General features: G+C 66.1%; 24 protein-coding genes. 9 read left to right on the top strand and 15 right to left on the bottom strand.

Going from position 1 to position 25,747, the window contains the following annotated elements; genetic code table 11:
- Positions 1-498: tRNA-dihydrouridine synthase (locus tag Q1V78_RS07975; protein ID WP_300613394.1), on the top strand; the 498-nt coding region annotated here is incomplete at its 5' end.
- A gap of 74 nt (positions 499-572) precedes the next feature.
- Here Q1V78_RS07975 and Q1V78_RS07970 read toward each other — a convergent pair.
- The 3 genes from Q1V78_RS07970 to mshD are packed head-to-tail and all read right to left on the bottom strand — an operon-like array spanning position 573 to position 3,412.
- Positions 573-1,130 (bottom strand): gluconokinase, GntK/IdnK-type, encoded by a 558-nt coding sequence (locus tag Q1V78_RS07970; protein ID WP_012360843.1) that lies wholly within the window; start codon positions 1,128-1,130, stop codon positions 573-575.
- A gap of 58 nt (positions 1,131-1,188) precedes the next feature.
- Positions 1,189-2,340 (bottom strand): phosphate ABC transporter substrate-binding protein PstS, encoded by a 1,152-nt coding sequence (gene pstS / locus Q1V78_RS07965; RefSeq protein WP_300613390.1) that lies wholly within the window; start codon positions 2,338-2,340, stop codon positions 1,189-1,191.
- A gap of 52 nt (positions 2,341-2,392) precedes the next feature.
- Complete coding sequence (gene mshD, locus Q1V78_RS07960; protein ID WP_300613389.1) at positions 2,393-3,412, bottom strand: mycothiol synthase; 1,020 nt, start codon at positions 3,410-3,412, stop codon at positions 2,393-2,395.
- Positions 3,413-3,560: 148 nt separating this feature from the next.
- Here mshD and Q1V78_RS07955 point away from each other — a divergent pair, with 148 nt between their 5' ends.
- The gene (locus tag Q1V78_RS07955) at positions 3,561-4,421 is read left to right on the top strand and encodes a DUF2993 domain-containing protein (protein ID WP_300613387.1); all 861 of its coding nucleotides are present in this window, start codon (positions 3,561-3,563) and stop codon (positions 4,419-4,421) included.
- Positions 4,422-4,431: 10 nt separating this feature from the next.
- Positions 4,432-5,178, top strand: coding sequence for an FABP family protein (locus tag Q1V78_RS07950; protein ID WP_300613385.1), 747 nt, complete (start codon positions 4,432-4,434; stop codon positions 5,176-5,178).
- 28 nt (positions 5,179-5,206) lie between these two features.
- On the opposite strand, the gene Q1V78_RS07945 is transcribed toward Q1V78_RS07950, so the two are convergent.
- On the bottom strand, positions 5,207-6,097 hold the full coding sequence (locus Q1V78_RS07945; RefSeq protein WP_300613383.1) for an aminodeoxychorismate lyase: 891 nt from the start codon (positions 6,095-6,097) through the stop codon (positions 5,207-5,209).
- Positions 6,098-6,282: 185 nt separating this feature from the next.
- Between Q1V78_RS07945 and Q1V78_RS07940 the strand changes: the two genes are divergently transcribed.
- The gene (locus Q1V78_RS07940) at positions 6,283-7,458 is read left to right on the top strand and encodes a folate-binding protein (protein WP_300613380.1); all 1,176 of its coding nucleotides are present in this window, start codon (positions 6,283-6,285) and stop codon (positions 7,456-7,458) included.
- Positions 7,459-7,675: 217 nt separating this feature from the next.
- Entirely contained in the window at positions 7,676-7,849 is a 174-nt protein-coding gene (locus Q1V78_RS07935) for a DUF3073 domain-containing protein (RefSeq protein WP_012360850.1), read from the top strand.
- A gap of 171 nt (positions 7,850-8,020) precedes the next feature.
- On the opposite strand, the gene purM is transcribed toward Q1V78_RS07935, so the two are convergent.
- The 3 genes from purM to Q1V78_RS07920 all read right to left on the bottom strand — a co-directional run bounded on the left by purM (position 8,021) and on the right by Q1V78_RS07920 (position 11,197).
- Complete coding sequence (gene purM / locus Q1V78_RS07930) at positions 8,021-9,088, bottom strand: phosphoribosylformylglycinamidine cyclo-ligase (RefSeq protein ID WP_284758557.1); 1,068 nt, start codon at positions 9,086-9,088, stop codon at positions 8,021-8,023.
- 51 nt (positions 9,089-9,139) lie between these two features.
- Entirely contained in the window at positions 9,140-10,687 is a 1,548-nt protein-coding gene (gene purF, locus Q1V78_RS07925) for an amidophosphoribosyltransferase (RefSeq protein ID WP_300613396.1), read from the bottom strand.
- Between the two features lie 75 nt (positions 10,688-10,762).
- Positions 10,763-11,197, bottom strand: a complete 435-nt coding sequence (locus tag Q1V78_RS07920) for a sterol carrier family protein (RefSeq protein ID WP_300613377.1) — start codon at positions 11,195-11,197, stop codon at positions 10,763-10,765.
- Positions 11,198-11,353: 156 nt separating this feature from the next.
- Between Q1V78_RS07920 and Q1V78_RS07915 the strand changes: the two genes are divergently transcribed.
- From Q1V78_RS07915 to Q1V78_RS07905, 3 genes are all read left to right on the top strand, one after another.
- Complete coding sequence (locus tag Q1V78_RS07915) at positions 11,354-12,418, top strand: acyl-CoA thioesterase (RefSeq protein WP_300613375.1); 1,065 nt, start codon at positions 11,354-11,356, stop codon at positions 12,416-12,418.
- A 4-nt stretch (positions 12,419-12,422) separates the two neighbouring features.
- Positions 12,423-13,778, top strand: a complete 1,356-nt coding sequence (glp, locus tag Q1V78_RS07910) for a gephyrin-like molybdotransferase Glp (RefSeq protein ID WP_300613373.1) — start codon at positions 12,423-12,425, stop codon at positions 13,776-13,778.
- A gap of 85 nt (positions 13,779-13,863) precedes the next feature.
- Positions 13,864-14,523: a pyridoxamine 5'-phosphate oxidase family protein gene (locus Q1V78_RS07905; RefSeq protein WP_300613371.1), complete on the top strand. Its 660-nt coding sequence runs from the start codon at positions 13,864-13,866 to the stop codon at positions 14,521-14,523.
- 39 nt (positions 14,524-14,562) lie between these two features.
- Here Q1V78_RS07905 and purL read toward each other — a convergent pair whose 3' ends face one another.
- The 4 genes from purL to Q1V78_RS07885 form a co-directional block, all read right to left on the bottom strand.
- Entirely contained in the window at positions 14,563-17,025 is a 2,463-nt protein-coding gene (purL, locus tag Q1V78_RS07900; protein WP_300613369.1) for a phosphoribosylformylglycinamidine synthase subunit PurL, read from the bottom strand.
- A 58-nt stretch (positions 17,026-17,083) separates the two neighbouring features.
- Complete coding sequence (gene purQ / locus Q1V78_RS07895; protein ID WP_012360858.1) at positions 17,084-17,752, bottom strand: phosphoribosylformylglycinamidine synthase subunit PurQ; 669 nt, start codon at positions 17,750-17,752, stop codon at positions 17,084-17,086.
- Positions 17,749-17,994 carry a phosphoribosylformylglycinamidine synthase subunit PurS gene (gene purS, locus Q1V78_RS07890; protein WP_300613366.1) on the bottom strand — a complete coding sequence of 82 codons (246 nt, stop codon included), beginning with the start codon at positions 17,992-17,994 and terminating at the stop codon, positions 17,749-17,751. Before purS ends, purQ begins: the two co-directional genes overlap by 4 nt.
- A 156-nt stretch (positions 17,995-18,150) precedes the next feature.
- Entirely contained in the window at positions 18,151-20,367 is a 2,217-nt protein-coding gene (locus Q1V78_RS07885; RefSeq protein WP_300613364.1) for a S9 family peptidase, read from the bottom strand.
- A 380-nt stretch (positions 20,368-20,747) separates the two neighbouring features.
- On the opposite strand from Q1V78_RS07885, the gene Q1V78_RS07880 reads away from it, so the two are divergent.
- Complete coding sequence (locus Q1V78_RS07880; protein ID WP_300613362.1) at positions 20,748-21,563, top strand: GDSL-type esterase/lipase family protein; 816 nt, start codon at positions 20,748-20,750, stop codon at positions 21,561-21,563.
- A 175-nt stretch (positions 21,564-21,738) separates the two neighbouring features.
- On the opposite strand, the gene Q1V78_RS07875 is transcribed toward Q1V78_RS07880, so the two are convergent.
- The 4 genes from Q1V78_RS07875 to purB form a co-directional block, all read right to left on the bottom strand.
- Positions 21,739-22,632 carry a phosphoribosylaminoimidazolesuccinocarboxamide synthase gene (locus Q1V78_RS07875; protein WP_300613360.1) on the bottom strand — a complete coding sequence of 298 codons (894 nt, stop codon included), beginning with the start codon at positions 22,630-22,632 and terminating at the stop codon, positions 21,739-21,741.
- Positions 22,633-22,699: 67 nt separating this feature from the next.
- A complete protein-coding gene (locus tag Q1V78_RS07870; RefSeq protein ID WP_300613358.1) occupies positions 22,700-23,917 on the bottom strand; it encodes an SPFH domain-containing protein in 1,218 nt (405 codons plus the stop codon).
- A gap of 46 nt (positions 23,918-23,963) precedes the next feature.
- Positions 23,964-24,392, bottom strand: coding sequence for an NfeD family protein (locus Q1V78_RS07865; RefSeq protein WP_300613356.1), 429 nt, complete (start codon positions 24,390-24,392; stop codon positions 23,964-23,966).
- A 39-nt stretch (positions 24,393-24,431) separates the two neighbouring features.
- On the bottom strand, positions 24,432-25,747 hold a 1,316-nt coding region (gene purB / locus Q1V78_RS07860), incomplete at its 5' end, for an adenylosuccinate lyase (RefSeq protein ID WP_300613354.1).

Genomic DNA, 25,747 nt, shown 5'->3' with positions numbered 1-25,747 from the left:
GGCGATATCTTCAAGGCCACCGACGCCCGCGCCATGATGGATCAGACCGGCTGCGACGGCGTGGTCGTGGGCCGTGGCTGCCTGGGTCGGCCGTGGCTCTTCGCCGAGCTCTCCGCCGAGCTGCGAGGCCTGCCGGTGCCCGCTGAACCACCCCTGGGCGAGGTGGCGCGCATCATCATGCGGCACGCTGAGCTCCTCGCGGAGCACGACGGCGAGGATCGCGCCTGCCGCGACCTGCGCAAGCACATGACCTGGTACATGCGCGGCTTCCCCGCTGGCGGCGAGCTGCGTCGCAGCCTCTCGAAGGTCAGCTCCCTGGCCGAGCTGCGCGAGGTACTCGACCCCATCTGGGACTCGGAGGCTCTCGCCAACGACGCCGACGGCGCGCGCGGCCGCCAGGGTTCCCCCGCGAAGGTGCAGCTGCCCGATGGCTGGCTCGACGACCCCGAAGACGAGACCGTGCCGGTGGGCGCCGATATCGAAAACAGCGGCGGTTAGCCCACCAGCCACTGAATCAGCAGCCTAAAGCGGGGCCCTCATCGATACGAGGGCCCCGCTTCGTTCTTGTTTCTTTAAGACTCGCTGCCGTAGGCGGTCTCCGCGAACTTCGCGGACGCCAGGGCATCGTCCACGAGGTCTTCCGGCTTGCGGGTCACATCGAGCTGGATCCCCAGCTCATCGGAGTGCAGGCGCTCCAATAGCTCCAGCTGCGCCACCAGGAGCTCCTGCGGCATATCGCGGCCGATGCGGTGGCTCATGCGCTCCGAGAGCACATCGAAGGTGCCGTAGAGGTGCACGAAGAATGTGATGCCCTCCGCCTCGTTGAGCACCTCGCGGTGAGCCCGGGTCAGCGCCGGGCAAGCAACCACGGTGGATTCGCCGGCGCGGCCATGCTCACTCATCCAGTCGCGCACGCTCTCCAGCCAGTTGACGTACTTCGCCTTGCTGGGAACCTCACCGCGATCCAGAATGGCGAGGTTCTCCGCCGGGTGGAGATCATCGGCTTCCAGCACGGGCCGACCCGTGCGCTCCCCGATGATCCGGGCCAGAGTGGTTTTACCGGAACCACTGACCCCCATGATCACGAGGTGAATGGGGTTTTGTGGCTTGTCCTGGGTGGGCTGCGTCATAACCTCAATTATGCCTTAGAACGGCCCAACTCACCCACGGAATCCGCGAGCCGAATCCCTAGGCCCCGATCGCGCCGATTGACTCTTCCACCTTGGTCTTCATCTCACCGGTCAGCGGGACGTAGCCCTTATCCGCGTAGTCGCCCTGCTGGTTGGCCAGCATCATGTACAGCACGTTTTTAACCTTGTCGCGGGTCTCTTCCCCATAGCCCTTGGAGCAGACGACCTCGTAGGTGGTCAGCGCCAGCGGGTAGGTGCCCTCCGCAGCATCGGCGAAGAGGGAGTCGGCGTCCACGATCATGTTCTTTCCCTTGCCCTGGTACTTCACGTCCTTGAGTGCCTCGGTGACGGCCCCGGAGGACGGTGCCACCGGGCCAAAGCCGAAGTCGACCTTCGCTGCCTTCAGCTGCGGGGCAGGCTTGGTGAACGGCGTGGCCGTGTAGGTGATGGAACCGTTTTCCGAGGCAGCCTGGTCGGCCACCCCGGCCGAGCCGTTCGCGCCAAGGCCCACGCCGGTTGGGAAGGACGGCCCCTGCGGCTTCCATACCCCATCGGTTGCCGCTGCAAGGAAGCGCTGGAAGATCTCGGAAGTGCCGGACTGGTCGCCGCGGTAAACCACCTTGATCGGGGTCTTCGGCAGCTTCACCCCCTCGTTAGCCTTCGCGATCCGGGGGTCATCCCAGGACGTGACGTTGCCCGCGAAGATGCTCGCTACGACGGGCGCGGGCAGGTTAATCTCCTGGTCCACGCCATCCAGCCGGTAGGCCACTGCCACGGGGCTCAGCACCATCGGGATGTGCCAGGCGGTGTTGCCCTCGCAGCGCTGCTGCGCATCCTTCGTCGCGCGCTCGCTCAACGGCACGTCGGTGCTCGCGAAATCCGCCTGCTTGCCAACAAAGGCCGCCTTCCCCTTGGCCGAGCCCGTGGCCTGGTATTCCAGCTCAATCCCGTCAGGGTGCAGCGCTGGGCCCACCGTGTCCTCGATGAACATCTTTTGGGACGTCGCCCCCGCGCCGCGCACCGTGCCCGAGACGTCCGCCATCGGGTACGGATTTTCTACCGCGGCGGTGGTGGAGTCACCGGACTCCGTCTGCGGGTCGTCACTACCGGAGCAGGCAGTCAAGGCGAGCCCACCGGCCAGCAGGGTGACCAACGCGACCGTGGTGCGTCGCGAACCCGGCGTCGCAATCAATGGCTTGTTCTTCAACATCTTCGAGGCAGCCTTTCACTAAGGTTCCGCAATAGTGCTGCGGAGCAGGGAATTAATTTAATTCTCCACGATAAACCACATCGGTGTGGACGATCCCGAAGCCCAGGCCCTCGTAGGTTGCTACCGCCGGACCGTTATCGCCCTCCACGTAGAGTTCGACGGTTCCCACGCCTCGCTTCATCAGCTCTCCGATGCCAAGCATCGTGATCGCGGGTCCCAGCCCCTTGCCTCGCGCTTCATCCGCGAGGCAGACCACGTAGACCTCCCCGGCGCGCTCGCCTTCTGGCTTCTCCTGCTCCTCGGTGGGGATTTTCGTCCAGTGGAAGCCGGCGCACCGCGGCCCGGCGGCGTCCTCATCCTCCCCACAGGACCAGACCATCAGCACGCCATTGGGATCGAACCACGCGGTGTCGCGGGCGCTGCGCAGCTGATCGATATCCCAGCCGCCCTGCTCCGGATGCCAGGCGAAGGCCTCGTTGTTCACGCGGACCCATTCCTCGTCCACGAGCTCCTCTCCGAAGCGCTCGACGGCCTCGGGGTAGGTCAGCACCGTCAGCCCCTGGGACTCGACCTTCGAGGCGACATCTTCTGCCCCGGCGCGGAACTGCTCGCCGCGGTCGCTGCCTGGGGAGGCTACTACCGCCATCTTGTGCAGCTCACGGGTGCGGCGAGCATTCGCTGCCTCGGCCATCGCGCGAGCCGGTGCCAAATCCCCGTGCGCCCACGCATCCAGGGGGCCAGTCAGCCCCAAGTCCTCGCTCGCCGCCGCGAGCATCCCACGGGCTACCCCCTGGCGACGCACATCGGGTGCGACGGCTAGCTCTGCGGTCGGGTTCTCCCCGGTCACGCTGGCGGTCACGGCGCCATCCAGCGCCAGGACGCCCACCACACGCTCGTCGGTCATGGCCAAGATGTGCTGGTGCCCGTGGTCCCCATCGATGCCCTTGAGGAAGGCTTCGCTCAGCGCAGCCACCCCGTCGGCCTGTTCGACGTCCCGGAGCAGGGTGTGTACCGCGGCGACCACCCCCGGCTGAGCGTGAAGCTGCTCGTAGGCGTGGAAAGTGCAGGTCATAAAACTCGCTCCCGGTAAAATTCTGGTTCATCTCGCTTGGTGTTCTATCCACCCTACGCAAGCACCCAGACATGGGATTTCGCCATCGAGACCCCGCCGCTGCGGATCGGGTATGGCCCGCGCCCGTCGATGCGCCATAATGTTCTTCATGGCAAACCCGCAGATTTCGGCTGATCCCTCCCCAGCACCGCGCCCCCGGCGTCGCCTGTGGAAGGTTCTCGCCGGTCTTCTGGTCGCATTCCTCGCGCTCATGCTCACGGACTCCCTCATCGCCGCCCGCACGGAGGCGAAGATCTCCCAGCAGCTCTACGAGGGCTCGCACCTGCCCAAGCCGCCGGAGGTCATGCTCGCGGGATTCCCCTACGTCACCCAGGCCCTCACCAAGGAGCTGGAGGCCGTCACCGTCACCGCCAAGGACGTCCCCATCGCCGGATTCGGCGACGTCACCGTCCACTCCTCCGCCCAGTACGTCGACGTCAATGCCTCCCAGATCTTCACGGGCGATATTCACGACGCTCCTGCGCGCAAGGTCTTCCACCGCCTCCAGCTGGGCGTCGTCCCTCTGGGAAAGTTGATGGGCATCCCCGACCTGGACGTCTCGAATAAGGCGGACATCTCTCCGCGCGGCGGGTGGGAAACCGAAGCGATCTTCCGCGGCACTCCGAAGGGCTTCCGTGCCCCCGCGATCGTCGAGATGAAGGTCCGCATCAAGCGCGGCGACGTCTACCTGCGCCCCGTCACCGTCATCGAGGGACCGGTGAACAAGAAGGAGGGCGCGGAGATCATCCCCGCTGATCAGCTGGACGAGGCGACCACCGCGGCGCTGATGGACGGCTTCCGGCTGAAGATCGAGAAGGACTCCATCCCCTTCCCCGGGATCCCGATGCGCGTCTACGTGGGCGGGGGCTCGGTGTTCATCGAGGCGGAGGACTACTACACCACCGTCAGCATCGGGGACCTCACCCCTCCGACCCGTCCCCTCACGGAAGAGCAACGGCCGTCCCTATAGAGTGGAGGCCATGAGTTCCGATAAGGCTTATAATCAGTCTCCTGACCAGGGTGCCAACACCCCGGCAGAAAGCACCAACTCCGGCCTGAAGCTGGACGGCAACCAGGCCGTGAACCTCGCCGCCGAGCAGTCGAAGAGCACCGCGGATAAGAACCTGCCGGTCTTCGGCGACCTCCCGATCCCGGAGGACACCGCCAACCTGCGCTTCGGCCCGAATCTGCACGACGGTCTGCTCGCACTCCTGCCGCTGGTCGGCGTGTGGCGCGGCCAGGGCCAGGCTGCGCACCCGGGCGAGGAGGAGTTCACCTTCGGCCAGCAGCTGAGCATCTTCCACGATGGCGAGAACCGCCTGGGCTTCGAGTCCCGCACCTGGAAGATCAACCCGCCCGCCGAGGAGGGCGCTGAGGCGGACGGTGGCGAGGCTAGCACTGAGGCTGCGGGCGAGCCGGAGGTCGGCGAGCTGCTCCGCCGCGAGGCCGGCTTCTGGCGCATCGACAATGACGACAACATCGAGCTGCTCATCGCCCACTCCGACGGCATGATCGAGCTGATGTACGGCAAGCCGCTCACCGAGCGCGCCTGGCAGCTGGAGAGCGCTTCCACCTTGGCCACCGAGACCGGCCCGAGCGCCCTGGGCCCCGGCAAGCGCCTCTACGGCCTCATGCCGAACAACGACCTGGGCTGGGTCGACGAGCGCCTCATCGACGGCGAAATGGTGCCGTGGATGTCCGCGCAGCTCAAGCGGGTGCGCGGCTAGCGCTGTACCTAGCTAGGCCTGTACCTAGTTAGGCCTGCGCGGTGACGGCTTCCGCGATCAGGGCCTCGAGCTCGTCGGCGAAGGCCGGCCGTGGCATGGGCTGGCCGTCGATGGCCGTGACGCGCGCCTGAATCCGCACCGAGGACACCAGCCACACCCCCGCTGCGGTGCGCAGGTCCTTCTCGTTGAGCTGCTCTTCGGCCACCGGCCAGCCGCGCTCCGCAGCGAGCCGGAACACCGCAGCCTGCGACGTGCCGGGGAGGATCCCGGTGTGCGGGCAGGGAGTCAGCAGCTGTGGTTTACCGCCGCCCTCGGACTCGCGGGCGATGATCACGCTGCTCGTCGGCCCTTCCAGAACGGTGCCTTCTTCGCTGAAGAAGATGACGTCGTCGAAGCCGGCCTTCTTCGCTGCCCGTAGTGCTGCCATGTTCGCCGCATAAGAGAGAGTCTTTGCGCCGATCAGTGCCCACGGCGAGCGATCCGAAATATCGAGGCTGAAACCGCGTTCGGCGGTCATGACGCTGACACCCTCGCGGCGGGCTTCGAGCTGTGCCTCGCCCACCGGGGTCACCGTGATCCACCCGGTGGGCTCACCGCCCGATTCGCGACCGCGCGAGTAGACCCAGCGCAGCGCCGCTTCGTGCTGCTCCGGGTAGACGCGAGCGAACTCGCTGACCGCCAGCCCGGTGGCTGCGGTCCAGCGCTGAATATCCGGCTCCGGCAGCTCCAGCATCGCCGCGCTCGACTGGAAACGGGAGGCGTGGCGGTCCATGTTGCGCACCACGTCCTCGCGCAGGATCAGGGTCTCGAAGACGCCATCCCCGCGGATTGCCGCGAGGTCGTCGGCATAGAGGAACGGCTGCTCAGCGTCCCAGATGCGGGGTTCCGTGGCGCCGAGAACATCAATGACAATCGCCATAGCTACTCCTTTTTCGTCAAGCCACCTCAGCAACCGGCTAGCCCCCTTCGCGCCGAACGCAGCACGCGCGGGGGCGCGGGGCTAAAGCCGGGATCCATCTTAAGAATATGCCCTGGTCGATCGCCGTGGCGATTCCCTACTAGCATCGGGGTAACTAACGAGCGCAGAAAGGTTGTTTTCCCTTCATGACCACCCCCAGCTCTCCCCTGTTGAGCCACGTCCCCGGCGCCAGCGCGACCAATGAGGACAAGACCTACCCTGTCGCCTGGCACTACGGGAGCCCCCTTGGTGAGCAGAACGCCGTCGAAGATGGCGCGACCGGCCTCATCGACCGCTTCGACCGCGTCGCCCTGTGGGTCCACGGTGAGGAGGCCAAGACCTGGCTCAACGACCTGATCAGCCAGAAGATCAACGCCATCCAGCCTGGTCAGGCCACTTTTGGCCTCATCCTGGACGTGCAGGGCCACGTGGAATACCAATTCGGGGTCGCTGCCTTGGACGACGGCATCCTGCTGGACGTCGCCGCAGAGCAGGCTGAGGGACTGGAGACCTACCTCAGCCGCATGATCTTCTGGGCGAAGGTTGAGGTCGAGCGCCTAGACCTGGCGCAGGTGGCCGTCCTGGAGAAGGCCGGTGCGCAAGAGTCGACGGAGGATGACCAGGCTGGGCTCGGAGCCACCCCTGATGGAGCGTTTCCGGATGCGCACTCCTGGCGCACCCGAAAACTGGGGGAGATTGCGGTGACCGACGTGTGGCTGCCGGCAGATGCACAGATCGGAAGCTGGGATCACGCAACCGCAGAGCTCGGCTACGCTCCAACCGGGCTGATGGCCTACACCGCCTGGCGCATCGCTGCACGTCAGCCGGTGATCGGCGAGGACACGGACGAGAAGACCATCCCCCACGAGGTCCCCTGGTACCTGGGCGAGAACGCCCACGGCGCGACCCAGCTAGCCCAGGAGAGCGAGGGCCCGACGGCGCATGCGGTGCACCTGAATAAGGGCTGCTACCGCGGGCAGGAGACCGTCTCCCGGGTGCAGAATCTCGGCAAGCCGCCACGTACTCTGGTGCTGCTCCACCTCGATGGCTCCCGGAACGCACTCCCGGAGGTTGGTGCGGATCTTACTGCGGGTGGCCGCCGCATCGGCCGGGTGGGCAGCAGCGTACACGACGCGACGCTGGGGCCGGTTGCCCTCGCGCTGGTGCGTCGCAATGTGGTGGAAAAGCTGGCGACGGACCCGGCGGCAGTGCCAGCCCTGGAGGCCGGGGAGGTGGACGCCGCGATCGACCCTGCGGACGTGAAAGTGGACGACGCTGAAAAGCCGGGACGCGCAGCAATCAAAAATCTGCGCAACGGCTAATCTTCGCGGACACTGCCGCGCCACCCTATCTGACCTGCACTTTTGCGATGCATCTCGCATCGTGACCATGGTTTCCCACGGCGCGGCGCGGGGCAGAGCGGCCCCGGGTTCGGAATTCACGAAAAAAATTCGCTATGGTGTAGACCAGGAAATGCTTAAACAATAAGAAGGCGACCGTTCCCTCGAGTCGCCATACGATCTCTCAAGGGGGTCAGCCATGGGTCGCGGCCGCGCAAAGGCTAAGCAAGCCAAGGTAGCTCGCCGACTGAAGTACCAGGCTCCGGAAATGGATCTGGAGCGTCTGCAGCGAGAGCTTTCTGGAGCTCCGCAGCAGGACGAGTACTCCGAGCGCGATGACGAGTGGGACGACTGGAGCGACCACCGCTACTAGTCCCCGCGCCATACGGCCCGAGCCAACGACCTCACAAATCCGGTCGCGCTCGGGCCGTATTTTTTGCCCCGCGGCCTCGCCCCAACCCCCCCGGTGGAGCCGACGCCGCTTTTCGTGTTGGCCCGTGGCTGCCGACAACGCCCGGCGCCACGGGCTTCGCCCGAGAGCGGCTTAGCCCTCCGCCGGGTGCTCGCCCTGCAGGGTCGCGCCACCCTCGCCGGAACGGACGACGCCCAGGCGCCATGCCTTCATGTGGCGGGCCGCCAGCATGGCCAGCGCACGGTCGGCGTCCTCCTCGGACACGATGGCGACCATGCCAACGCCCATGTTGAAGGTCTTCTCCATCTCCTCCTGGGCCACTCCACCCAGCTCCTGGATCTTGGCGAAGATCGGACCCGGCACCCAGGTGGAGCGGTGCAGCTCGGCGACCAGGCCCTCCGGGATCACGCGGGCCACGTTGGCAGCCAGGCCGCCACCGGTGATGTGGGCGAAGGTGTGGACGTCGCACTCTGCGGCCAGGTCCAGGCAGTCCTTCGCGTAGATGCGGGTCGGCTCGAGCATCTCCTCGCCCAGGGTGCGCCCGAACTCCGGCACCTCCTGGTCGAGCGGCAGGCCGGCGTCCTGCAAGAGAACCTTGCGGGCCAGGGAGTAGCCATTGGAGTGCAGGCCGGAGGACTCCATCGCGATGACCACGTCGCCCGGGCGGACCTTATCCGGGCCCAGCAGCTTGGCCTCCTCGACCACACCGACGGAGGTGGCGGAGACGTCGTAGTCATTCTCGCCCATGACACCCGGGTGCTCGGCGGTCTCGCCGCCCAGCAGTGCGCAGCCTGCCTCCTCGCAGCCATCCGCGATGCCCTTGACGATCTCGGCAACCTTCTCCGGGATCACCTTGCCGATCGCGATGTAGTCCTGCATAAACAGCGGCTCGGCGCCACAGACGACGAGGTCATCGACGCACATGGCCACCAGGTCGCGACCGATGGTGTCATGCTTATCCATCGCCTGGGCGACGGCCAGCTTGGTGCCCACGCCATCGGAGGACGCGGCCAGCAGTGGCTTGTCGTACTCCCCCAGCGCGAACAGGCCTGCGAAGCCGCCGAGCCCGCCGCGAACCTCCGGGCGGGTCGCACGCTTCGCCAGCGGGGCCAGCAGCTCGACAGCGCGGTCGCCGGCCTCGATATCCACACCAGCGGCGGCGTAAGACGCCCCAGCTTGAGTCTTCTGATCATCACTCATGAGTTTTCTCCTGCTTGTGAAATCCGGCTTCGCGCCGAGGGTGTTCAATCGCTAGTTTTCTTCGGGGTTGTTGCTTGAGACCTCGCCCGCGGCGGCCTGCTCGGCTTCCTCCGCGAGGCGGCGTTGCCTGAGGCGAACCTGCTCCGCATTCGGATTACCCGCCGGCAGCCCCAGCGGGTACACGCCGTCGAAGCAGGCAGCACACAGGGTCTCCCGCGGCTGCGCGCTGGTCTCCACCATCGCTTCCGTGGAGACGAAGCCCAGGGAGTCCGCACCGACCTCTTCCCGCATGGCCTCCACCATGTTGTTTTGGTCCACGTTGTTGGCCAGCAGCTCGTTTGGCGACGGAAAATCGATGCCGTAGAAGCATGGCCACTTCACCGGCGGGGAGGCGATGCGCACGTGCACCTCGGCCGCGCCTGCATCCCGCAGCATGCGGATCAGAGCACGCTGGGTGTTGCCGCGCACGATGGAGTCGTCCACCACGATCAGGCGCTTGCCCTCGATCACGTGGCGCAGTGGGTTCAGCTTCAGGCGGATACCCAGCTGACGAATGGTCTGGGAGGGCTCGATGAAGGTACGGCCCACGTAAGCGTTCTTCGTCAGCCCCTGGCCGAATGGGATGCCGGAGGCCTGGGCGTAGCCCACCGCCGCCGGGGTGCCGGAGTCAGGCACCGGGATCACCAGGTCACCTTCAGCCGGCCATTCCTCCGCCAGGCGGCGACCGATGTCCACGCGGGTCGCGTTCACTGGCTGGCCGTTGATGACCGAGTCCGGGCGCGCGAGGTAGACGTACTCAAACACGCAGCCCTTCGGAGTGGCCTCTGCGAATTTTCGGGAGCGGATGCCGTCCTCGTTGATGGCGATGAACTCGCCCGGCTCGACATCACGCACGAACTCAGCGCCGACGATGTCCAGGGCCGCGGTTTCGCTGGAGACGACCCAACCGTTGGCAAACTTGCCGATGCTGAGCGGGCGCACGCCGTGTGGGTCGCGCACCGCGTACAGGCCTTTGCCGTCCATAAAAGTCAGGCAGTATGCGCCCTTGACGCGCGGGAAGAGCTGGAGCGCGGCTTCCTCCATCGAGGTGTTTTCATCGATGAGGTCCGCGATGAGGGCGCACATGACGTCCGAGTCGCTCGGCTCATCAGCGGGATCCACGAGGCGCTTTTCCGCGGCCTCGGCCATCAGCTCCAGGTAGTTGGTGAGGTTGCCGTTGTGCCCCAGGGCGACGTCCGTGCCGTCCGAGGCCATGCGAAACATCGGCTGGGCGTTTTCCCAGCGTCCCCCGCCGGCCGTCGCGTAACGGGTGTGACCGATCGCGATGTGTCCCTTCAGGGAGTTAAGGATCTGCTCGTCGAACACCTGGCTAACCAGGCCGAGGTCCTTATACACGAGGATCTGGTCACCACTGCCGACGCCGATGCCCGCCGCTTCCTGGCCACGGTGCTGCAGTGCGTACAGCCCGTAGTAGGTCAGCTTTGAGACGTCCTCCCCCGGCGCCCATACCCCGAAGACACCGCATTCCTCGCGCGGAGGCTGCTCCCCGTGATCGTCGTACCCCCGGCCCGTTGGTTGGACGGGCTGTGCCGCGTCCACCGACGGTGCCGAGTTGGTCCCATTCAAAGAATTCAGGCCAGTATCTTTTGCCACTATCACGACATTACCAGCCCTTTAATGTCTTCCAAACAGGGGCAAGTGACGCTCCACCTCCGAAGCACGGGTTCCAGAAAGCTCTACGCTGATCTTTCCCATCGGACCGCCGACCGCTTCGGTACCTGCTCGTTCTGACATAGCCGTCAAGGACGCCACTCCGGCCGCAGCCCGCAGCCAGGCCAGCGGGCTGCACTGCACCACGTTGGGCGGATTCCCCCGGCGGTGCACCGGCCCGGCCACGCACTGCACTGCCACAAAGGGCGGCACCCGTAGCTCCACGGTATTTCCGGGCGCGTCCTGTGCGAGCAGTTCAGCGCTGCGCCGGACTGCATCCGCGAGTGTTTGGCGGGAGGGCACGGGCTGGCTTTCCGGATCATCCACCCAGTCCGCAACGGCGGCCATCGCCTCGGTCGCCGCGGCAGTCAGCTCAAGACCACTTAGTTTTCGGCTCATAGTCCCCACCCTAATGACGCCTGCGGACAAGCCATTTTCGCAACAACGTGAGGCACCCCATAGCGCGCTTCTGAACTGCGGAAATGACCAGTTTCCCCGGCCTTCTGTGCAACAATTTCGCCACTGTGTGAGTGTTTTATCAGACCATGCTTTAACATGGCCTTCATGGGTAAAGATGCGACGTCTGCAAACACCGATGAAGCCTTGACGGCTCAGCCAGAAGTGACGAGCACGGAGGGGCCATCGCCGCTCGTCACGCTACGTTTCCTCGCCTCCCCCACCGACGTGCTGTACGCCGGCGGCATGGGCGTGCACGGTGGGCGTGTGCTGGAGTGGATCGATAAGGCGGCCTATGCCTGCGCCGTGGGCTGGTCTCAGTCCTATTGCGTGACCGCCTATGTGGGGCATATCCACTTCACCCGCCCAATTCCTTCCGGCCACCTGGTCGAGGTGCGTTCCCGCATCGCCTATACCGGGCGTTCCTCCATGCACATCGTCAACGAAGTGCTCTCTGCCGACCCGCGCGACGGCCAGTTCACCCGCGCCTGCGACTGCCTGGTGATCTTCGTGGCTATGGACGAGAACCGTCGGTCCAAGGCTGTGCCGAAGTACATCCCGCAGACCGAGGAGGAGAAGCGCGTCGAGGAGGCCGCGCTGTCCCGCATCCAGCTGCGCAAGGCAATTGAGGAGGAAATGCTGCGCCAGTCCTACACGGACGACTCCACGGCGCCGCAGGTCACCTCCCGCTTCCTCGCTAAGCCCACGGACGTCAACTGGGGCGGCGACGTCCACGGCGGTACCGCGATGCAGTGGATCGACGAGGCCGCGACCGCCTGCACCATGCGCTGGTCCGGGGAGCGCACCGTCGCCGTCTACGCCGGTGGCATCCGCTTCTACCGTCCGGTCTCCATCGGTGACCTGATCGAGGTGGACGCCCGCCTGATCCGCACCGACGCCCGTTCGATGTCCGTCTCCGTCCACCTGCGCGCGGGCGACCCGCGCGAGGACACCTCGAACCTGCCGACCGCGATCCACGCCTCCTTCACCTACGTGGCGGTGGACGTTGACGGCCACGCGCTGCCAGCCCGCAAGTACGTGCCGCAGACCAATGAGGATAAGCGCCTGGAGCAGCACGCCATGACGCTGCGCGAGCTGCGCTCCACCTACGTGCCGAAGCCGCTGGTCTCCCCCCTGCCGGGTAATACCAAGCTCAGCGACTAGCCCAGTGACAAAGACCGCCGCCCACCCCTGCCACGGCACGGGTGGGCATATGCGTTCCATCGACGAGCACTACCGCTTTACCCAGTCGCTGGCCGATGCCTGGCTGCAGCGGACGGGCCGTGGAACTGAGACGCTGCCGCTTAACCAGGCGTTGGGCCGGGTGCTGGCGCGCCCGGTGAACGCCCAGCAGGCCGTCCCACCGTTTTCGAACTCCGCGATGGATGGTTTCGCCATCCGTGCCTCGGACGTGCCCCCAGACTTGGAAGCCCGGGACCTGCGCACGAGTCCGCTGCGTTTTCCTGTCTCCGGCGATGTCTTCGCCGGCGCGGCCCCCGAACTACCGCCGACAGGTTACGCCCAGCGCATCATGACGGGCGCCCCAGTTCCGGAGGGCGCCGACGTGGTGATCATCCCCGTTGAGGCGACGAATATCCCCGCCGGCCCGCACCCGCTTCCCGAGGCCATCGAGGTCTACGAGCTGAACCCGGAGCAGTCGCACGTGCGCCGCGCCGGTTCCAACATCCGCCCGGGCGAGGCACTCGCCCCGGCAGGCTGCGAGCTCGACGCCGGGACCGTCGCCGCCCTCATTGCGACCGGGGTGGATGAGGTCGAGGTCCACCCCACGCTGCGCGTCGCCGTGGTCACCACGGGCGACGAGGTCGCGGTGACCAATGGTGCCGAGACCGGCCAAGCCGGGGCCGGATCAGTTGAAAGCAGCCTACCCCGCATCCCGGACTCCAACGGCCCGATGGCCGCCCAGCTCGCCGAGGCACTGGGCACCGGGGTCACCGCCAGCGTTCACCAGGTCCGGGACGACGCCGAGGCCTTCCGCCACCTCTTGGACGAGCTCGCGGTCAGCCACGACCTCATCGTCACCACCGGTGGTATCTCCGCCGGGGCCTTCGATGTGGTCAAACAGGTCGCGGGAGAGAACAGCACGGACATGTGGTTCGGCCCGCTGAATATGCAGCCGGGCAAGCCCCAGGGCGGCGGGCTGTGGGCGGGCACTCCCCTGCTCTGCCTGCCCGGCAACCCCGTGAGCGTGTGGGTGAGCTTCCACATCTTTGTAGCCCCGCTGCTCCGCCGCATGCGGGGACTGCCTGCTTACGGCACCGCCCTCAACCGCCCGGGCGTGCGCGCCCGGGTCCGCGGACATTTCCCAACCAGCACGGGGCGCACGCTGCTCTCCCCCGTCCGGGTGGACTACTCCGGCACCGAACCTGTGGTGGATGCGTTCAGTGGCCAGCGCTTCGGCTCCCACTTCGTTGCCTCCCTCGTGGGGCTGGATGGCATGGTGGTGATACCGGCGAGATCCGCGGGCCCCGGCGAGGGCGAAGAGGTAGACGTCCTACTTCTCTAGTGTGATCGTCAGAGGCGACCGCCGGACCTAGGGCGGCTGCCGAACGCGGCGACCCTGTACGACCAAACCTGGAAGGAGCCGGCTGATGACCGATGAGCTGACCTACGAGAAGATCGCCTACGACCGCTTCGTCCGCGCCCGACAGCACAGCGAGGAAACGCAGCTGCCCGGCGTGGAGCAGGGGCACGCCGACGGCCCCTTCGATGGGCTCGACGGAAAGGCCCGCAAGCTGATCCGCAGCGCCCAGCACTTCTACATCTCCACCGTCACTGGCACCGGGTGGCCGTACGTGCAGCACCGCGGCGGACCGCAGGGCTTCGTGCACATCAGCGCGGACGGCAAGCGACTGTTCTGGCCGGAGTTCCACGGCAATAACCAGTTCGTCACCACGGGCAATGTGGACCGGGGCGGGAAGGACGGCGGGCGGGTGTGCCTGTTCTTCGTCGACTATCCACTGCGGCGCCGGCTGAAGGTCTTCGGCCACGCCCGCATCGTGGAGGCCACCGACGATCTCGAGCTCGCCGAGGCCGCGACCACCATCGGCGGCGTAAGGCTCCGCCAGCCCTCCGAACGCATCATGGTCGTGGACCTGGTGGCTACCGACGCGAACTGCTCGAAGCACATTCAGCCGAGATGGACGAAGGCCCAGGTCGACGAGACACTGGGCCTATACCGAAAAGATATCGCCGAGCTGAAGGAGCGCATTCAAGCGCTCGAGTATCAGCTCGCCGATCAGGAGGGCTAGCAGTTAGGCCAGCCCTCCCCTAGCTAGGGCTTGTGCGACCTAGACGGTGGAGTTCGCGCCGGTGGCGTGGCCGAAGAGCGCGGGCAGAGTTGCCTCCCACACGTTGCGCAGCTCCTCGACGTTGAAGACCAGGCGTGCGACCTCGCCCTCCTCGGATGCGTCCTGCTCCGCAGGCCCCGGCTGATCGCCCGGCAGGTTGCCGGTCGCGCCAACCTCGAAGCAGACCTCCGGGCGACCCTCGGCGTCCACGCTGCCTGTGCGGCCAATCCAGGCGGCTGGAACCTCGTGGTCGGCGAGGATCTCCATCGCCTTGCCGTAGCTTGCCTTCGGCACCGCGAGCACCACGCGGGTGGCGGTCTCGGAGAACAGGCCAACGAAGAGCTGCTCGTGCAGGTCATCGCTGGCCGCCAGGCCAGGCTCCAGGTTCATCGCCGGGTTGACGGTGACACCCGTGTTGGACTGGATCGCCAGCTCGACGATGGTCTGCGCCAGGCCGCCCTCGGAGAGGTCGGTGGCTGCAGCTGCCACGCCACGCAGGGCGGACAGGGCATTGCCCAGGCACTCCTCGGCGTGCAGGTCGATCTGCGGCGGCAAGCCGGAGAGGTTGTCGTGGACAACCTGCTGCCAGATGGAGCCCCCCAGCTCCTCCTTGGTCATCGCGCCAGCCAGGATCAGCTCGTACTCCGAGCCCTCCGCGATCTGCTGCGGCAGGCGGGTGGTGGCGTCGTCGATGGTTCCCAGAACCGCGACCACCGGGGTCGGCAGGATCGGGGTGTCACCGGTCTGGTTATAGAAGGAGACGTTGCCGCCGGTGACCGGGATCTGGACGTCGACGCAGCCGTCGGCCAGGCCGTGGACGGCCTCGCGGAACTGCCACATGACCTCCGGGTCCTCCGGGGAGCCGAAGTTCAGGCAGTTGGAGACAGCCACCGGGGTCGCACCCGTGGTGGCGACGTTGCGGTAGGCCTCGCCCAGCGCGAGCTTCGCACCCATGCGCGGGTCGAGCTGCGCGTAGCGCCCGGAGGCGTCTGCGGAGACCGCGATGCCACGGTTGGTCTTCTCGTCGATGCGCAGCATCCCGGCATCGGCGTCCTTCGCCAGGACGGTGTTGCCGCGGACGTAACGGTCGAACTGCTCGGTGATGAACTCGCGGGAGCACAGCGCCGGGGAGGCGACCAGGTCCAGCAGCTGCTGGCGCAGCTCCGGCAGGTTATTCGGGCGCGGCAGGTCGGCCTGCTTCTGCAGCTCGTCCTGGTTGGCCGGGCGCTGGTACGGGCGCTCGTAGACCGGGCCCTCGTCCGCGATGGTCTTCGGCGGGGCGTCCAGGATGACCTCGCCCTGGTGCTCGCAGATCAGGCGACCGGTGTCGGTGACCTCGCCGATGTCGGAGGCGATGACGTCCCACTTGCGGCAGATCTCCATGAATTCGTCGAGCTTCTCCGGCTCCACGACCGCGCACATGCGCTCCTGGGACTCGGAGGAGAGGATCTCGGCGCCGGTCATGCCCTTGGCGCGCTGGTGGACGTTGTCGAGCACGACGTGCATGCCCACGTCACCAGCGGCGGCGAGCTCGGAGACGGCACAGGACAGGCCTGCGCCACCGAGATCCTGAATACCGACGACGACGCCGGCGTTGTACAGGTCCAGGCAGCACTCGATGAGGACCTTCTCCGCGAAGGGGTCGCCGACCTGCACGGCCGGGAGCTTGCGCTCCGCGCCCTCCTCGAAGTTCTCGGACGCCAGGACGGACACACCGCCGATGCCGTCCAGGCCGGTGCGGGCACCGAAGAGGACGACGCGGTTGCCGGTGCCGGAGGCGAAGGCCAGCTTCAGGTCCTCGGCCGGGAGCACGCCCACGCCGAGGGCGTTGACCAGTGGGTTACCGCCGTAGGAGGCGTCGAAGACGGTCTCGCCGCCGATGTTCGGCAGGCCGAGGGAGTTACCGTAGCCGCCGATACCGGCAACCACGCCAGGCAGGACGCGCTGGGTATCCGGGGCGTCCGCGGCGCCGAAGCGCAGCTGGTCCATCACGGCGACCGGGCGGGCGCCCATGGCCATGATGTCGCGGATGATGCCGCCGACGCCGGTGGCAGCACCCTGGTAGGGCTCGATGTAGGACGGCGAGTTGTGGCTCTCGACCTTGAAGGTCACGGCCCAGCCGTCGCCGATGTCCACCACGCCGGCGTTCTCGCCGATGCCGGCGAGCATCTTGGAGTTCATCTCCTCGGTGGTGGTCTCACCGAAGTAACGCAGGTGAACCTTGGAGGACTTATAGGAGCAGTGCTCCGACCACATCACGGAGTACACGGCCAGCTCCGCCTCGGTTGGGCGGCGGCCCAGGATCTCCTTGATGCGGGCGTACTCGTCCTCCTTGAGGCCGAGGTCCGCCCACGGCTGGACGAGATCCGGGGTCTGCTCGGCGTTCGCCACCGTGTCGTTGTGCACCTTGACAGCGCCAGAGTCGGCCGCGGCGCCGGAACCGTTGTTGAGGTTGTTCGTCATAGAACTACTTCCCTGAACTACTTTCTTGAAAAAGTTCTCGCTGGTAGCCGATGAGGCCCTAGACCAGGCTGTGAAGGACGGACTGGAACATGCCGAGGCCGTCGGTGGACGGTCCGGTGAGCTCTTCCACGGCGTGCTCTGGGTGCGGCATGAGGCCAACGACGTTGCCCTTCTCGCTGCACACGCCCGCGATGGAGTTGCGGGAGCCGTTGTGGTTCACCACGTAGCGAAAGACAACCTGCCCCTCCCCCTCGAGGCGCTTGAGGGTCTCCTCATCCGCCTGGAAGCGGCCCTCGCCGTGCTTGGACGGGACCAGCAGGGTGGATCCCTTCTCCAGGCCGGAGGTCCATGGGGTGGAGTTGTTCTCCACCTCGAGCTCGATGTCGCGGCACACGAAGTGCAGGCCCTCGTTACGGGTCAGCGCGCCCGGCAGCAACCCTGCTTCCTGCAGGATCTGGAAGCCGTTGCAGATGCCCAGGACGGGCAGGCCACGGCCCGCGGCCTCGACGACGGAGCGCATGGCTGGGGCGATCGCGGCGATGGCCCCGGCGCGCAGGTAGTCGCCATAAGAAAAACCACCCGGGACGACGACAGCGTCGACGTCCTTCAGGTCAGCGTCCGCGTGCCACAGCTCGACGGGCTCGCCCCCGGCGAGACGAACGGCGCGCAGGGCGTCGACGTCATCGAGGGTGCCCGGGAAGGTGATTACTCCGATGCGAGGGCTCACTGCTGAACCTCCGCGGTGACGACCTCGTAGTCCTCAATCACGGTGTTGGCGAGCAGTTCCGCGGCGATCTTCCCCAGATCTGCCTCGGTCACCTGGTCATCGACCTCGAGTTCGAAGCGCTTGCCCTGACGGACATCCCGCACCCCGCTAATCTCCAGACGACCAAGGGCGCGGACGATGGCCTGCCCCTGGGGATCCAGAATTTCTTTCTTCGGCATGACGTTGACAACCACACGAGCCATGTTCTCTAGTGCTCCCAGCTGTTGGAAAAATCCATTAAGTACGTGCCCATGTTAACACCAGGCTGAAAGGCCAAGGAATTATTGGAATGGCGCCGCCGGGGGAGATGAAACAGCACCTCCGAAGGCGGCGGAAAGCGTGACCGAAGGTGGAAAAACCTAGCCCAACAGCTCGGTGGCACCCATGCGGTCCAGCTCCCAGGCGGTCTCGAACGCACCCTGCTCCCAGGCCTTGTAGCGGCCGGAGACGCCACCGTGGCCGGACTCCATGTCGATCTTCAGCAGGACGTTCGCGCCCGCCACGTCGCGGAGCTTAGCCACCCACTTCGCGGGTTCCACGTAGAGTACGCGGGTGTCGTTGAGGCTGGTCACAGCGAGAATCGGCGGATAAGTCTTGTCGGCGGTGATGTTCTCGTAGGGGGCGTATTCCGCCATGTAGTCGTAGACCTGTGGGTCGTGGTAGGGGTCGCCCCATTCATCCCACTCGGTCACGGTCAGCGGCAGCTCCGGCATGAGCATGGAGGTCAGCGGGTCGACGAAGGGCACGATCGCCTCGATACCCGCGAAGCGGTCGCCTGCCATGTTCGCCACCGCGCCCATCAGCATGCCGCCGGCAGAGCCCCCCTCGGCGACCATGCGCTGCGGGCTGGTCATGCCTCGGGCAATCAGCTCGTCGGCCACGGCGATGAAGTCAGTGAAGGTGTTCTTCTTGGACAGCCCCTTGCCGTTGTCGTACCAAAGCCGGCCCATTTCCCCGCCACCGCGGACGTGCGCGATGGCGTAGACCACGCCGCGGTCCAGCATCGAGAGCCGGAAGATGGAGAAACCCGGGTCCATGGAGGACTCGTAGCTGCCATAGCCATAAAGCAGCACCGGGTTCTCCCGGTCGAGTGGGACGTCGGCGCGGTGGATCAGGCTAACCGGGACCTGGGCGCCGTCCGGCGCAGTGGCCCAGATGCGGGTGGCCTGGTAATCAGCCGGGTTGAATTCCTTACCGTCCGGCCCGGGAAGGACCTGCTGTTCCTTGCGCAGGATCTGCTCCCCAGTAGCCAGGTCGAGCTCGTAGATCCGGGTGGGCGTCGTAAAGGAGGAGAAGACGAAGCGCAGGACGGGCGGGTTCCACTCGCTATTCCCGGCGGCCCCGACGGTCGCGATCTCCTCGCCGAAGTCGACTGGGCGGAACTCGGACCAACCGTCGGAGATATCCATCAGGTAGCTCTTCGAAACGGCGTTCTCGCGGGCCTCGAGGACGAGGTGGTTCTGGAAGCAGTCCACACCCTCGATGCGGGCGTCGTCGCGATGCGGCACGAGGACGGTGACGTCGTCCAGGGAGGCGATCTGGCCGACCGGATGGTAGCCCAACTCGGAGTTCACGCCGTTCTTGTTGTGGATGACCAGCCAGTACTCCTCACCACCGACGCGGGCGTGGTCGATGCCGTACTCAACCCCCTGTTCGCGCGGCAGGATGCGGGTCAGCTCCGCGCCCTCGCCCTTCTCCTCGGCCTCCAGGTCGAGGTACCAGATCTCGCTGGTGACCTTGGAGGAGGAGGCGATCAGCAGGAAGCGCTTAGAGCGGGTGGTGCCAACGCCGGTCCAGAAGCGCTCGTCTTCCTCGCGGTAGATCAGCTCATCCTCCTCGACGGAGGTGCCGAGCGTGTGGCGCCAGACCTCGTGCGGGCGCCAGGCGGCGTCGACCTTCTGGTAGTAGATCGTGTCGCGGCCGACCCAGGTCGCGCCGTAGAAGACATCCGGGATCGGCTCCCCGATCTGCTCGCCGGTGGCCAGGTCGCGGAAGTACATGGTGAAGCGCTCGTCGCCCGCGGTGTCCACGGAGTAGGCCAAGCGGGTGCCGTCGAGGGTGACGCTCGCCGCCCCGAGGGAGAAGAAGTTGTGCCCCTCGGCCTCGGCGTTGACGTCGAGGAAGACCTCCTCGCGCGGGTGCGGGGTCTCCGGGTCGATCTGCGGTGGGGTCCAGTCCTCCGGGTTCTCGACGGGGACGCGGCACATCGAGGCGTAGTTCTTCCCCTCCGTCGAGCGGGAGAAGTACCACCAGTCGCCCGCACGGACGGGTAGGGACATGTCCGTCTCCTGCACGCGGGACTTCACTTCTTGGTAGATGGCCTCGCGTAGCGGCTTCAGGTGCTCGGTCTCCTGCACGGCGAATGCATCCTCGGCAGCGAGGTGATCCAGAACTTCCTGGGCTTCCTTATCCCGAAGCCACTCGTAGTCATCGCTGAAGTCACGGCCATGGAAACTGCGCTGGGTGGCAAGCTTCTTGGCCACAGGAGCGGTTAGCGGCGGGGCCTGCTTGTCCCCGCTGGTAGCGGCCGTGGTGCCGCCCTGGTTCTGCTGCTGCCCTTCAGTGCCCTGAGTCACGAAAGCCCTTGACCTTTCTTCTCTAGCCAAAACACGATAGTGTTATGAATTCGTTACCTGGGAGCCAGCTGTACTGGCGCTGGGATGGCAGCCAGGTTCGGCCGCCACCTGCGGGGACCACTCCCCGGCAGGCAACCAGTCCGCACACAGCTCCAGGTTTCGCTAAGCCCCTAAGCTAGCACCCGCACCGGACACGGATCACGAGCCCGGTGAGCTGCGCAGGAGCACGTCCCAGAACCACCGGGGCGACACAATACGTTGCATAACTTCTGTAATTTGCTCCCAATAATGCTCATTTGTTTCATTTTCCCTGGGAAGCAAATACAATCCGGCTGTAACGAGCATCGAATCTTCTACACCAATCCACAGATAGGATGAATATGCGTCTCAAGGCCCTCGCCCTCTCCGTGGTTGCTGTTCTCGGCGCCATGCTGGCACCTGCCACAGCTTCCGCAGCTCCTGGTAACACCGTGCTGCTCGGCGACTCGATCATGGCCAACCCGACCGTCCAGCACTACCTGACCCAGCGCGGCGTTCCACTCGATCCGAAGCCAATGAACGGCGTGGGCTGCGCCTCCGACGACCGCTTCAAGCACGCTTACGCGTCCGTCAAGCGTGCCCCGGTGGACAACTACTCCTGTTCCGGCGCTTCCTTCCGCACTGGCGGCAAGCACATCACCAGCCTGGCGAACAAGGCCCGCCAGGACGGCAAGCTCAACGGCGCGACCCGCGAGGTCGTCATCTTCGCCGGTGCTAACGACACCTACCCGTACATCTTGAACGACAAGATGCCGGTCCCGCAGATCGAGAACAACCTGCGCGTATCCATCCGCAACACCGTCAATCACGTCAAGCGCCTGGCCCCGAACGCTCGCGTGAAGGTCATCGGCTACCCACAGATCACCAACCCGGCCGGCCAGACCTGCTACCTGAACCCGCTGCCACAGGGCACCCCGTCCCTGGTCGTCAAGGCTCGTCCGGTCGAGGATGCCCTGCAGCGTGCAGCGAGGAATGCCTCCCGCGACACCCGCTCCACCTTCGTGGACATTAAGCCAATGACCGCCGGCCACGACACGTGCGCTCGCGACCGCTGGATCACCGGCCTCATCGACGTCGCCCCGCAGCACCGCAACCTGGCGCTACACCTCACACACCACGGCATCACCGAGGTCGCTAAGCACGCTGCTCGCGTCTAGTAGGCCAGCCACACCGCCCGCGCAGCGCGGTGATCCGCTGCGCAATGCATAAACCCCGCGCAACCGTGATGGTTGAGCGGGGTTGAGCGTTATCCCGGGTCTTTTCCGACCGTCCCGGCGAGTGCGGGGAGCGCTAAGCCAAGGGTTCAGCGCTTCCTGCCGGGCACGCCGTGTTTTAGACGCAGCTGCCGATCCAGTCGGCGAAACGCTTGCCGGAGATGCGCTCGTAGGCCTCCACGTAGCGCGCGCGGGTGGCCTCCACCACGGAGCCCGGCAGCTCCGGCGGCTGGGAACCGTCATTCTTATCCCAGCCAGACTTCGGGCCGGTCAGCCAGTTACGCACGAACTGCTTATCGAAGCTCGGCTGCACCTTGCCCTCCTCGTAGCCGTCAGCCGGCCAGTAGCGGGAGGAGTCCGGGGTGAGCACCTCGTCGGCGAGCACCAGGTTGCCCGCCTTGTCCAGGCCGAACTCGAACTTCGTGTCCGCCAGGATCAGGCCCTTCTCCTCGGCCATCTTCGCGGCCTGGGAGTAGATCTCCAGGGTTGCGGTGCGCAGCCTTTCCGCGAGGTCCTCCCCCAGGTCCTTGACGACGACGTCGAAGCCGACGTTCTCGTCATGATCCCCGATCTCGGCCTTCGTCGCCGGGGTGAAGATCGGTTCCTCCAGCTTGGAGGCCTCGACCAGGCCCTCCGGGAGCTTGACGCCGCAAACCGCACCGGTGGCCTCGTACTCCTTCAGGCCGGAGCCGGTGAGGTAGCCGCGAGCCACGCACTCGAAGGGAACCATGTCCAACTTCTTGCACACCATGGCGCGACCGAGCACCTCCTCGGGGATACGCTCGTCATCCAGCGGGCCCGCGAGGTGGTTCGGGAAGTCGATCTGCTCGAAGAAGTAGGCGCTCATCGCGGTGAGCACCCGCCCCTTGTCTGGAATATCGGTGTCGAGCACGAAATCGTAGGCACTGATCCGATCCGTGACGACCATCAGCAGGTGCTCTGCGTCGATCTCGTAGATCTCGCGGACTTTACCCGCGGAAATGTGCTCGTAATCAGACAATTCTGGTCGCATGGCTAGACAGTCTAGCACCGCGATTGGGCCCGGCTAGACCCCCACCAGGCCCTCCCCCAGGTACGCCCTAATTCGTAGGGTTCGTCCACATATTCTGCGGATCCACGCTCTGCGGGGCGGGCTGCTGTACCGGCTCAGCCGGGAACTCCTTACGAGCGTGTTGCGGCTTGGGCGTTGGATCCATCGGGTCCTCCTCCACCGGCTTATTGGCCACCGCGTTCGCCGCGGCCACGGCCTTGGCGATCTCCGGGTCAGAAGCCGTGGAGAACCACTCCTCCGTGTCATCCGCCTCGGCCTTCTCGCGGGTGTCCTCGTCCACGTGGGCCGGCTCGTAGCGGAACACGCCCTCGTCGTCCTTCTTGGCGAAGGCCTTGGCGAACTGCTCCAGGGAATCGCCGAACTGGGACGGGATCATCCACATCGTCGACGCCTGGCCCTGGGCCAGCTTCGGCAGCTTATCCAGGTACTGGAAGGCCAGCACCTCCGGCGTGAGCTTGGAAGCCTTGATGGCGGCGTTGATCTTCTGGACGGCCTTCGCCTCACCCTGTGCTTCCAGGTAGCGGGAGGCGCGCTCACCCTCGGCGCGCAGGATCATCGCCTGGCGCTCGGCCTCGGCGGCCAGGATGGCGGCGTGCTTCTCACCCTCAGCGGAGAGGATGCGGGCCTGCTTTTCACCCTCAGCGGTCTTGATGTCCGACTCCCGGCGGCCCTCTGCGGTGAGGATCATCGCGCGCTTCTCGCGATCCGCCTTCATCTGCATCTCCATGGACTGCTGGATGGACGGCGGCGGATCAATCGCCTTCAGCTCAACTCGGCTGATGCGCAGCCCCCACCGGGCAGTCGCGGCGTCGAGCTCACCGCGCAGTCGGCGGTTGATCGTCTCGCGGGAGGTCAGCGTCTCCTCCAGCGTCATGCCACCGACCACGTCGCGCAGCGTTGCCACAGAAATCTGCTCCACACCGACGATGTAGTTATCAACGCCGTAGATCGCCTTGGCGGGGTCGTTGATCTGGAAGGTCACGACCGTATCGATGGCGACCGTCAGGTTGTCCTGGGTGATGACCGCCTGCGGTGGAAAGGAGACCACGCGCTCACGGGTATCCACTCGGGCGCGGACGCGGTCGATAAAGGGAACGAGGATCGTGATCCCGCCCGAGACGGAGCGGGTGTAGCTACCGAGGCGCTCGATGACGGCCGCCTCGCCTTGCGGGATCAGGGCGATGGATTTCACCACGACGAGGGCGATGAAAGCCAACAGAACTAAGAGGAAGATCATGCCGGACATGTGTTTACCGTTTCCTGGTTGGTTCTTTCACGGACTGCGTTGCCCGCTAGTCGTGTTTCCACACGACAGCGGTTGGGCCATCAATGTCGATGACGTGGACCTCTTCGCCCTTGGTGAAGGTCTCGGATGGGTCCATCGAACGTGCAGACCAGATGGAGCCATCCAGGCGGATCTGCCCGCCGCGGGCACCGACGTCCTCCAGAACCTCAGCGGTCGCGCCGACCAAGGCCTGCTGGGAGGTATCGAGCGCCTTCGGGCCGTGCAGCCTACGGCGAAGAATGGGGCGCAGGAACAGGATCAGCCCAGCAGTGGCGACGCCGAAGGCGACGATGGCCGCCCAGGTCGGTGCGCCCGCCCACTCCACGAGACCACCGACGGTCGCGCCGCCGGCCAGCATGAGCAGGGTGAACTCCCCGGCCGCCAGTTCAAGACCGGCGAGGACCAGGGCTGCGATAAACCAAATCAATGCTCCCACGCCTTCGAATTTACCGAAATACGTGGGAGCGGTGCCGGTTTAAAGAATCTCGCCAGGGGTGTAGGCCGCGGCATCCGGGTGGGCCTGGACGATGGATGCCACGCGGTCCAGCACGCGAGAAACCTGGGACTCGGCCGCACCGATGAAGGCCTTGCGGTCGGCCAGGGCGTCGTGGAGATCCTGCTCATTCATCGGCAGACGCTCGTCGTTGGCGAGGCGCTCGATGAGGTTCTGCTCCGCGCCACGCTCGCGCATGTCCAGCGCCATGCCCACGGCGTTTTCCTTGATGACCTCGTGAGCGGTCTCGCGGCCCACGCCCGCGCGCACCGCCGCCATGAGGATGCGGGTGGTGGCCAGGAACGGCAGGTAGCGCTCCAGCTCGCGCTCGATCATCGCTGGGAAGGCCCCGAACTCGTCGAGCACGGTGAGGAAGGTCTCGCACATGCCGTCGAAGGTGAAGAAGGCATCCGGCAGGGCGACGCGGCGGACGACGGAGCAGAAGACGTCGCCCTCGTTCCACTGGGCACCCGAGAGGTCGGCCGCCATCGTAAGGTAACCGCGCAGCAGGACCTGCATGCCGCCGACGCGCTCGCAGGAGCGGGCGTTCATCTTGTGCGGCATCGCGGACGAGCCGACCTGGCCTTCCTTGAAGCCCTCGGTGACGGTCTCGTTGCCCGCCATCAGGCGGATCGTCATGCACAGCGAGCTCATCGCCGCGCCCAGCTCCACGAGGACGGACAGGGCGTCGAAGTCGAGGGAGCGCGGGTAGACCTGGCCCACGGAGTTGAAGACCTGGCTAAAGCCCAGGCCGTCGGCGATCTGTGTTTCGAGCTGCGCGAGCTTCGCCTCGTCGCCGCCCAGCAGGTCCAGCATGTCCTGCGCGGTGCCCATCGGGCCCTTGATGCCGCGCAGCGGGTAGCGGGCCAGCAGCTCCTCGACCCGCTCCAGGGCGATCAGCATCTCGTCGGCGACGGTCGCGAACCGCTTGCCCAGCGTGGTCGCCTGCGCGGCCACGTTGTGGGAGCGGCCGGCCATCACGGTGGTCTCGTGCTCGGCGGCCAGCCGGGCGAGCCGGGCCAGGGTGGCGACGCTGCGGTCGCGCAGCAGCTCGAGCGACTGGCGGACCTGGAGCTGCTCGACGTTCTCGGTCAGGTCGCGGCTCGTCATGCCCTTGTGGATCTGCTCGTGGCCGGCCAGCGCGCTGAACTCCTCGATCCGCGCCTTCACGTCGTGGCGGGTGACCCGCTCGCGCGCCGCGATCGAGTCGAGGTCCACCTTCTCGACGACCGCCTCGTAGGCCTCGACCACCCCGTCCGGTACGTCGATGCCGAGGTCGCGCTGGGCGCGCAGGACCG

Origin of the sequence: Corynebacterium sp. (assembly GCF_030152825.1) — a bacterium.
Lineage (GTDB): Bacteria > Actinomycetota > Actinomycetes > Mycobacteriales > Mycobacteriaceae > Corynebacterium.
The sequence above is the reverse complement of the archived record's forward strand: the minus strand, read 5'-3'. Positions and strand labels throughout refer to the sequence as shown.

Bases quoted from the DNA above. Each gene is read 5' to 3' on its own strand.
- Q1V78_RS07870 (WP_300613358.1), bottom strand. From the start codon at position 23,917: ATGTCCGGCATGATCTTCCTCTTAGTTCTGTTGGCTTTCATCGCCCTC.
- Q1V78_RS07945 (WP_300613383.1), bottom strand. From the start codon at position 6,097: ATGGCGATTGTCATTGATGTTCTCGGCGCCACGGAACCCCGCATCTGG.
- Q1V78_RS07940 (WP_300613380.1), top strand. From the start codon at position 6,283: ATGACCACCCCCAGCTCTCCCCTGTTGAGCCACGTCCCCGGCGCCAGC.
- purS (WP_300613366.1), bottom strand. From the start codon at position 17,994: ATGGCTCGTGTGGTTGTCAACGTCATGCCGAAGAAAGAAATTCTGGAT.
- Q1V78_RS07875 (WP_300613360.1), bottom strand. From the start codon at position 22,632: ATGCGACCAGAATTGTCTGATTACGAGCACATTTCCGCGGGTAAAGTC.
- Q1V78_RS07970 (WP_012360843.1), bottom strand. From the start codon at position 1,130: ATGACGCAGCCCACCCAGGACAAGCCACAAAACCCCATTCACCTCGTG.
- Q1V78_RS07915 (WP_300613375.1), top strand. From the start codon at position 11,354: ATGGCCTTCATGGGTAAAGATGCGACGTCTGCAAACACCGATGAAGCC.
- Q1V78_RS07920 (WP_300613377.1), bottom strand. From the start codon at position 11,197: ATGAGCCGAAAACTAAGTGGTCTTGAGCTGACTGCCGCGGCGACCGAG.
- pstS (WP_300613390.1), bottom strand. From the start codon at position 2,340: ATGTTGAAGAACAAGCCATTGATTGCGACGCCGGGTTCGCGACGCACC.
- Q1V78_RS07880 (WP_300613362.1), top strand. From the start codon at position 20,748: ATGCGTCTCAAGGCCCTCGCCCTCTCCGTGGTTGCTGTTCTCGGCGCC.
- Q1V78_RS07955 (WP_300613387.1), top strand. From the start codon at position 3,561: ATGGCAAACCCGCAGATTTCGGCTGATCCCTCCCCAGCACCGCGCCCC.
- Q1V78_RS07905 (WP_300613371.1), top strand. From the start codon at position 13,864: ATGACCGATGAGCTGACCTACGAGAAGATCGCCTACGACCGCTTCGTC.
- mshD (WP_300613389.1), bottom strand. From the start codon at position 3,412: ATGACCTGCACTTTCCACGCCTACGAGCAGCTTCACGCTCAGCCGGGG.
- purL (WP_300613369.1), bottom strand. From the start codon at position 17,025: ATGACGAACAACCTCAACAACGGTTCCGGCGCCGCGGCCGACTCTGGC.
- purM (WP_284758557.1), bottom strand. From the start codon at position 9,088: ATGAGTGATGATCAGAAGACTCAAGCTGGGGCGTCTTACGCCGCCGCT.
- Q1V78_RS07935 (WP_012360850.1), top strand. From the start codon at position 7,676: ATGGGTCGCGGCCGCGCAAAGGCTAAGCAAGCCAAGGTAGCTCGCCGA.
- Q1V78_RS07950 (WP_300613385.1), top strand. From the start codon at position 4,432: ATGAGTTCCGATAAGGCTTATAATCAGTCTCCTGACCAGGGTGCCAAC.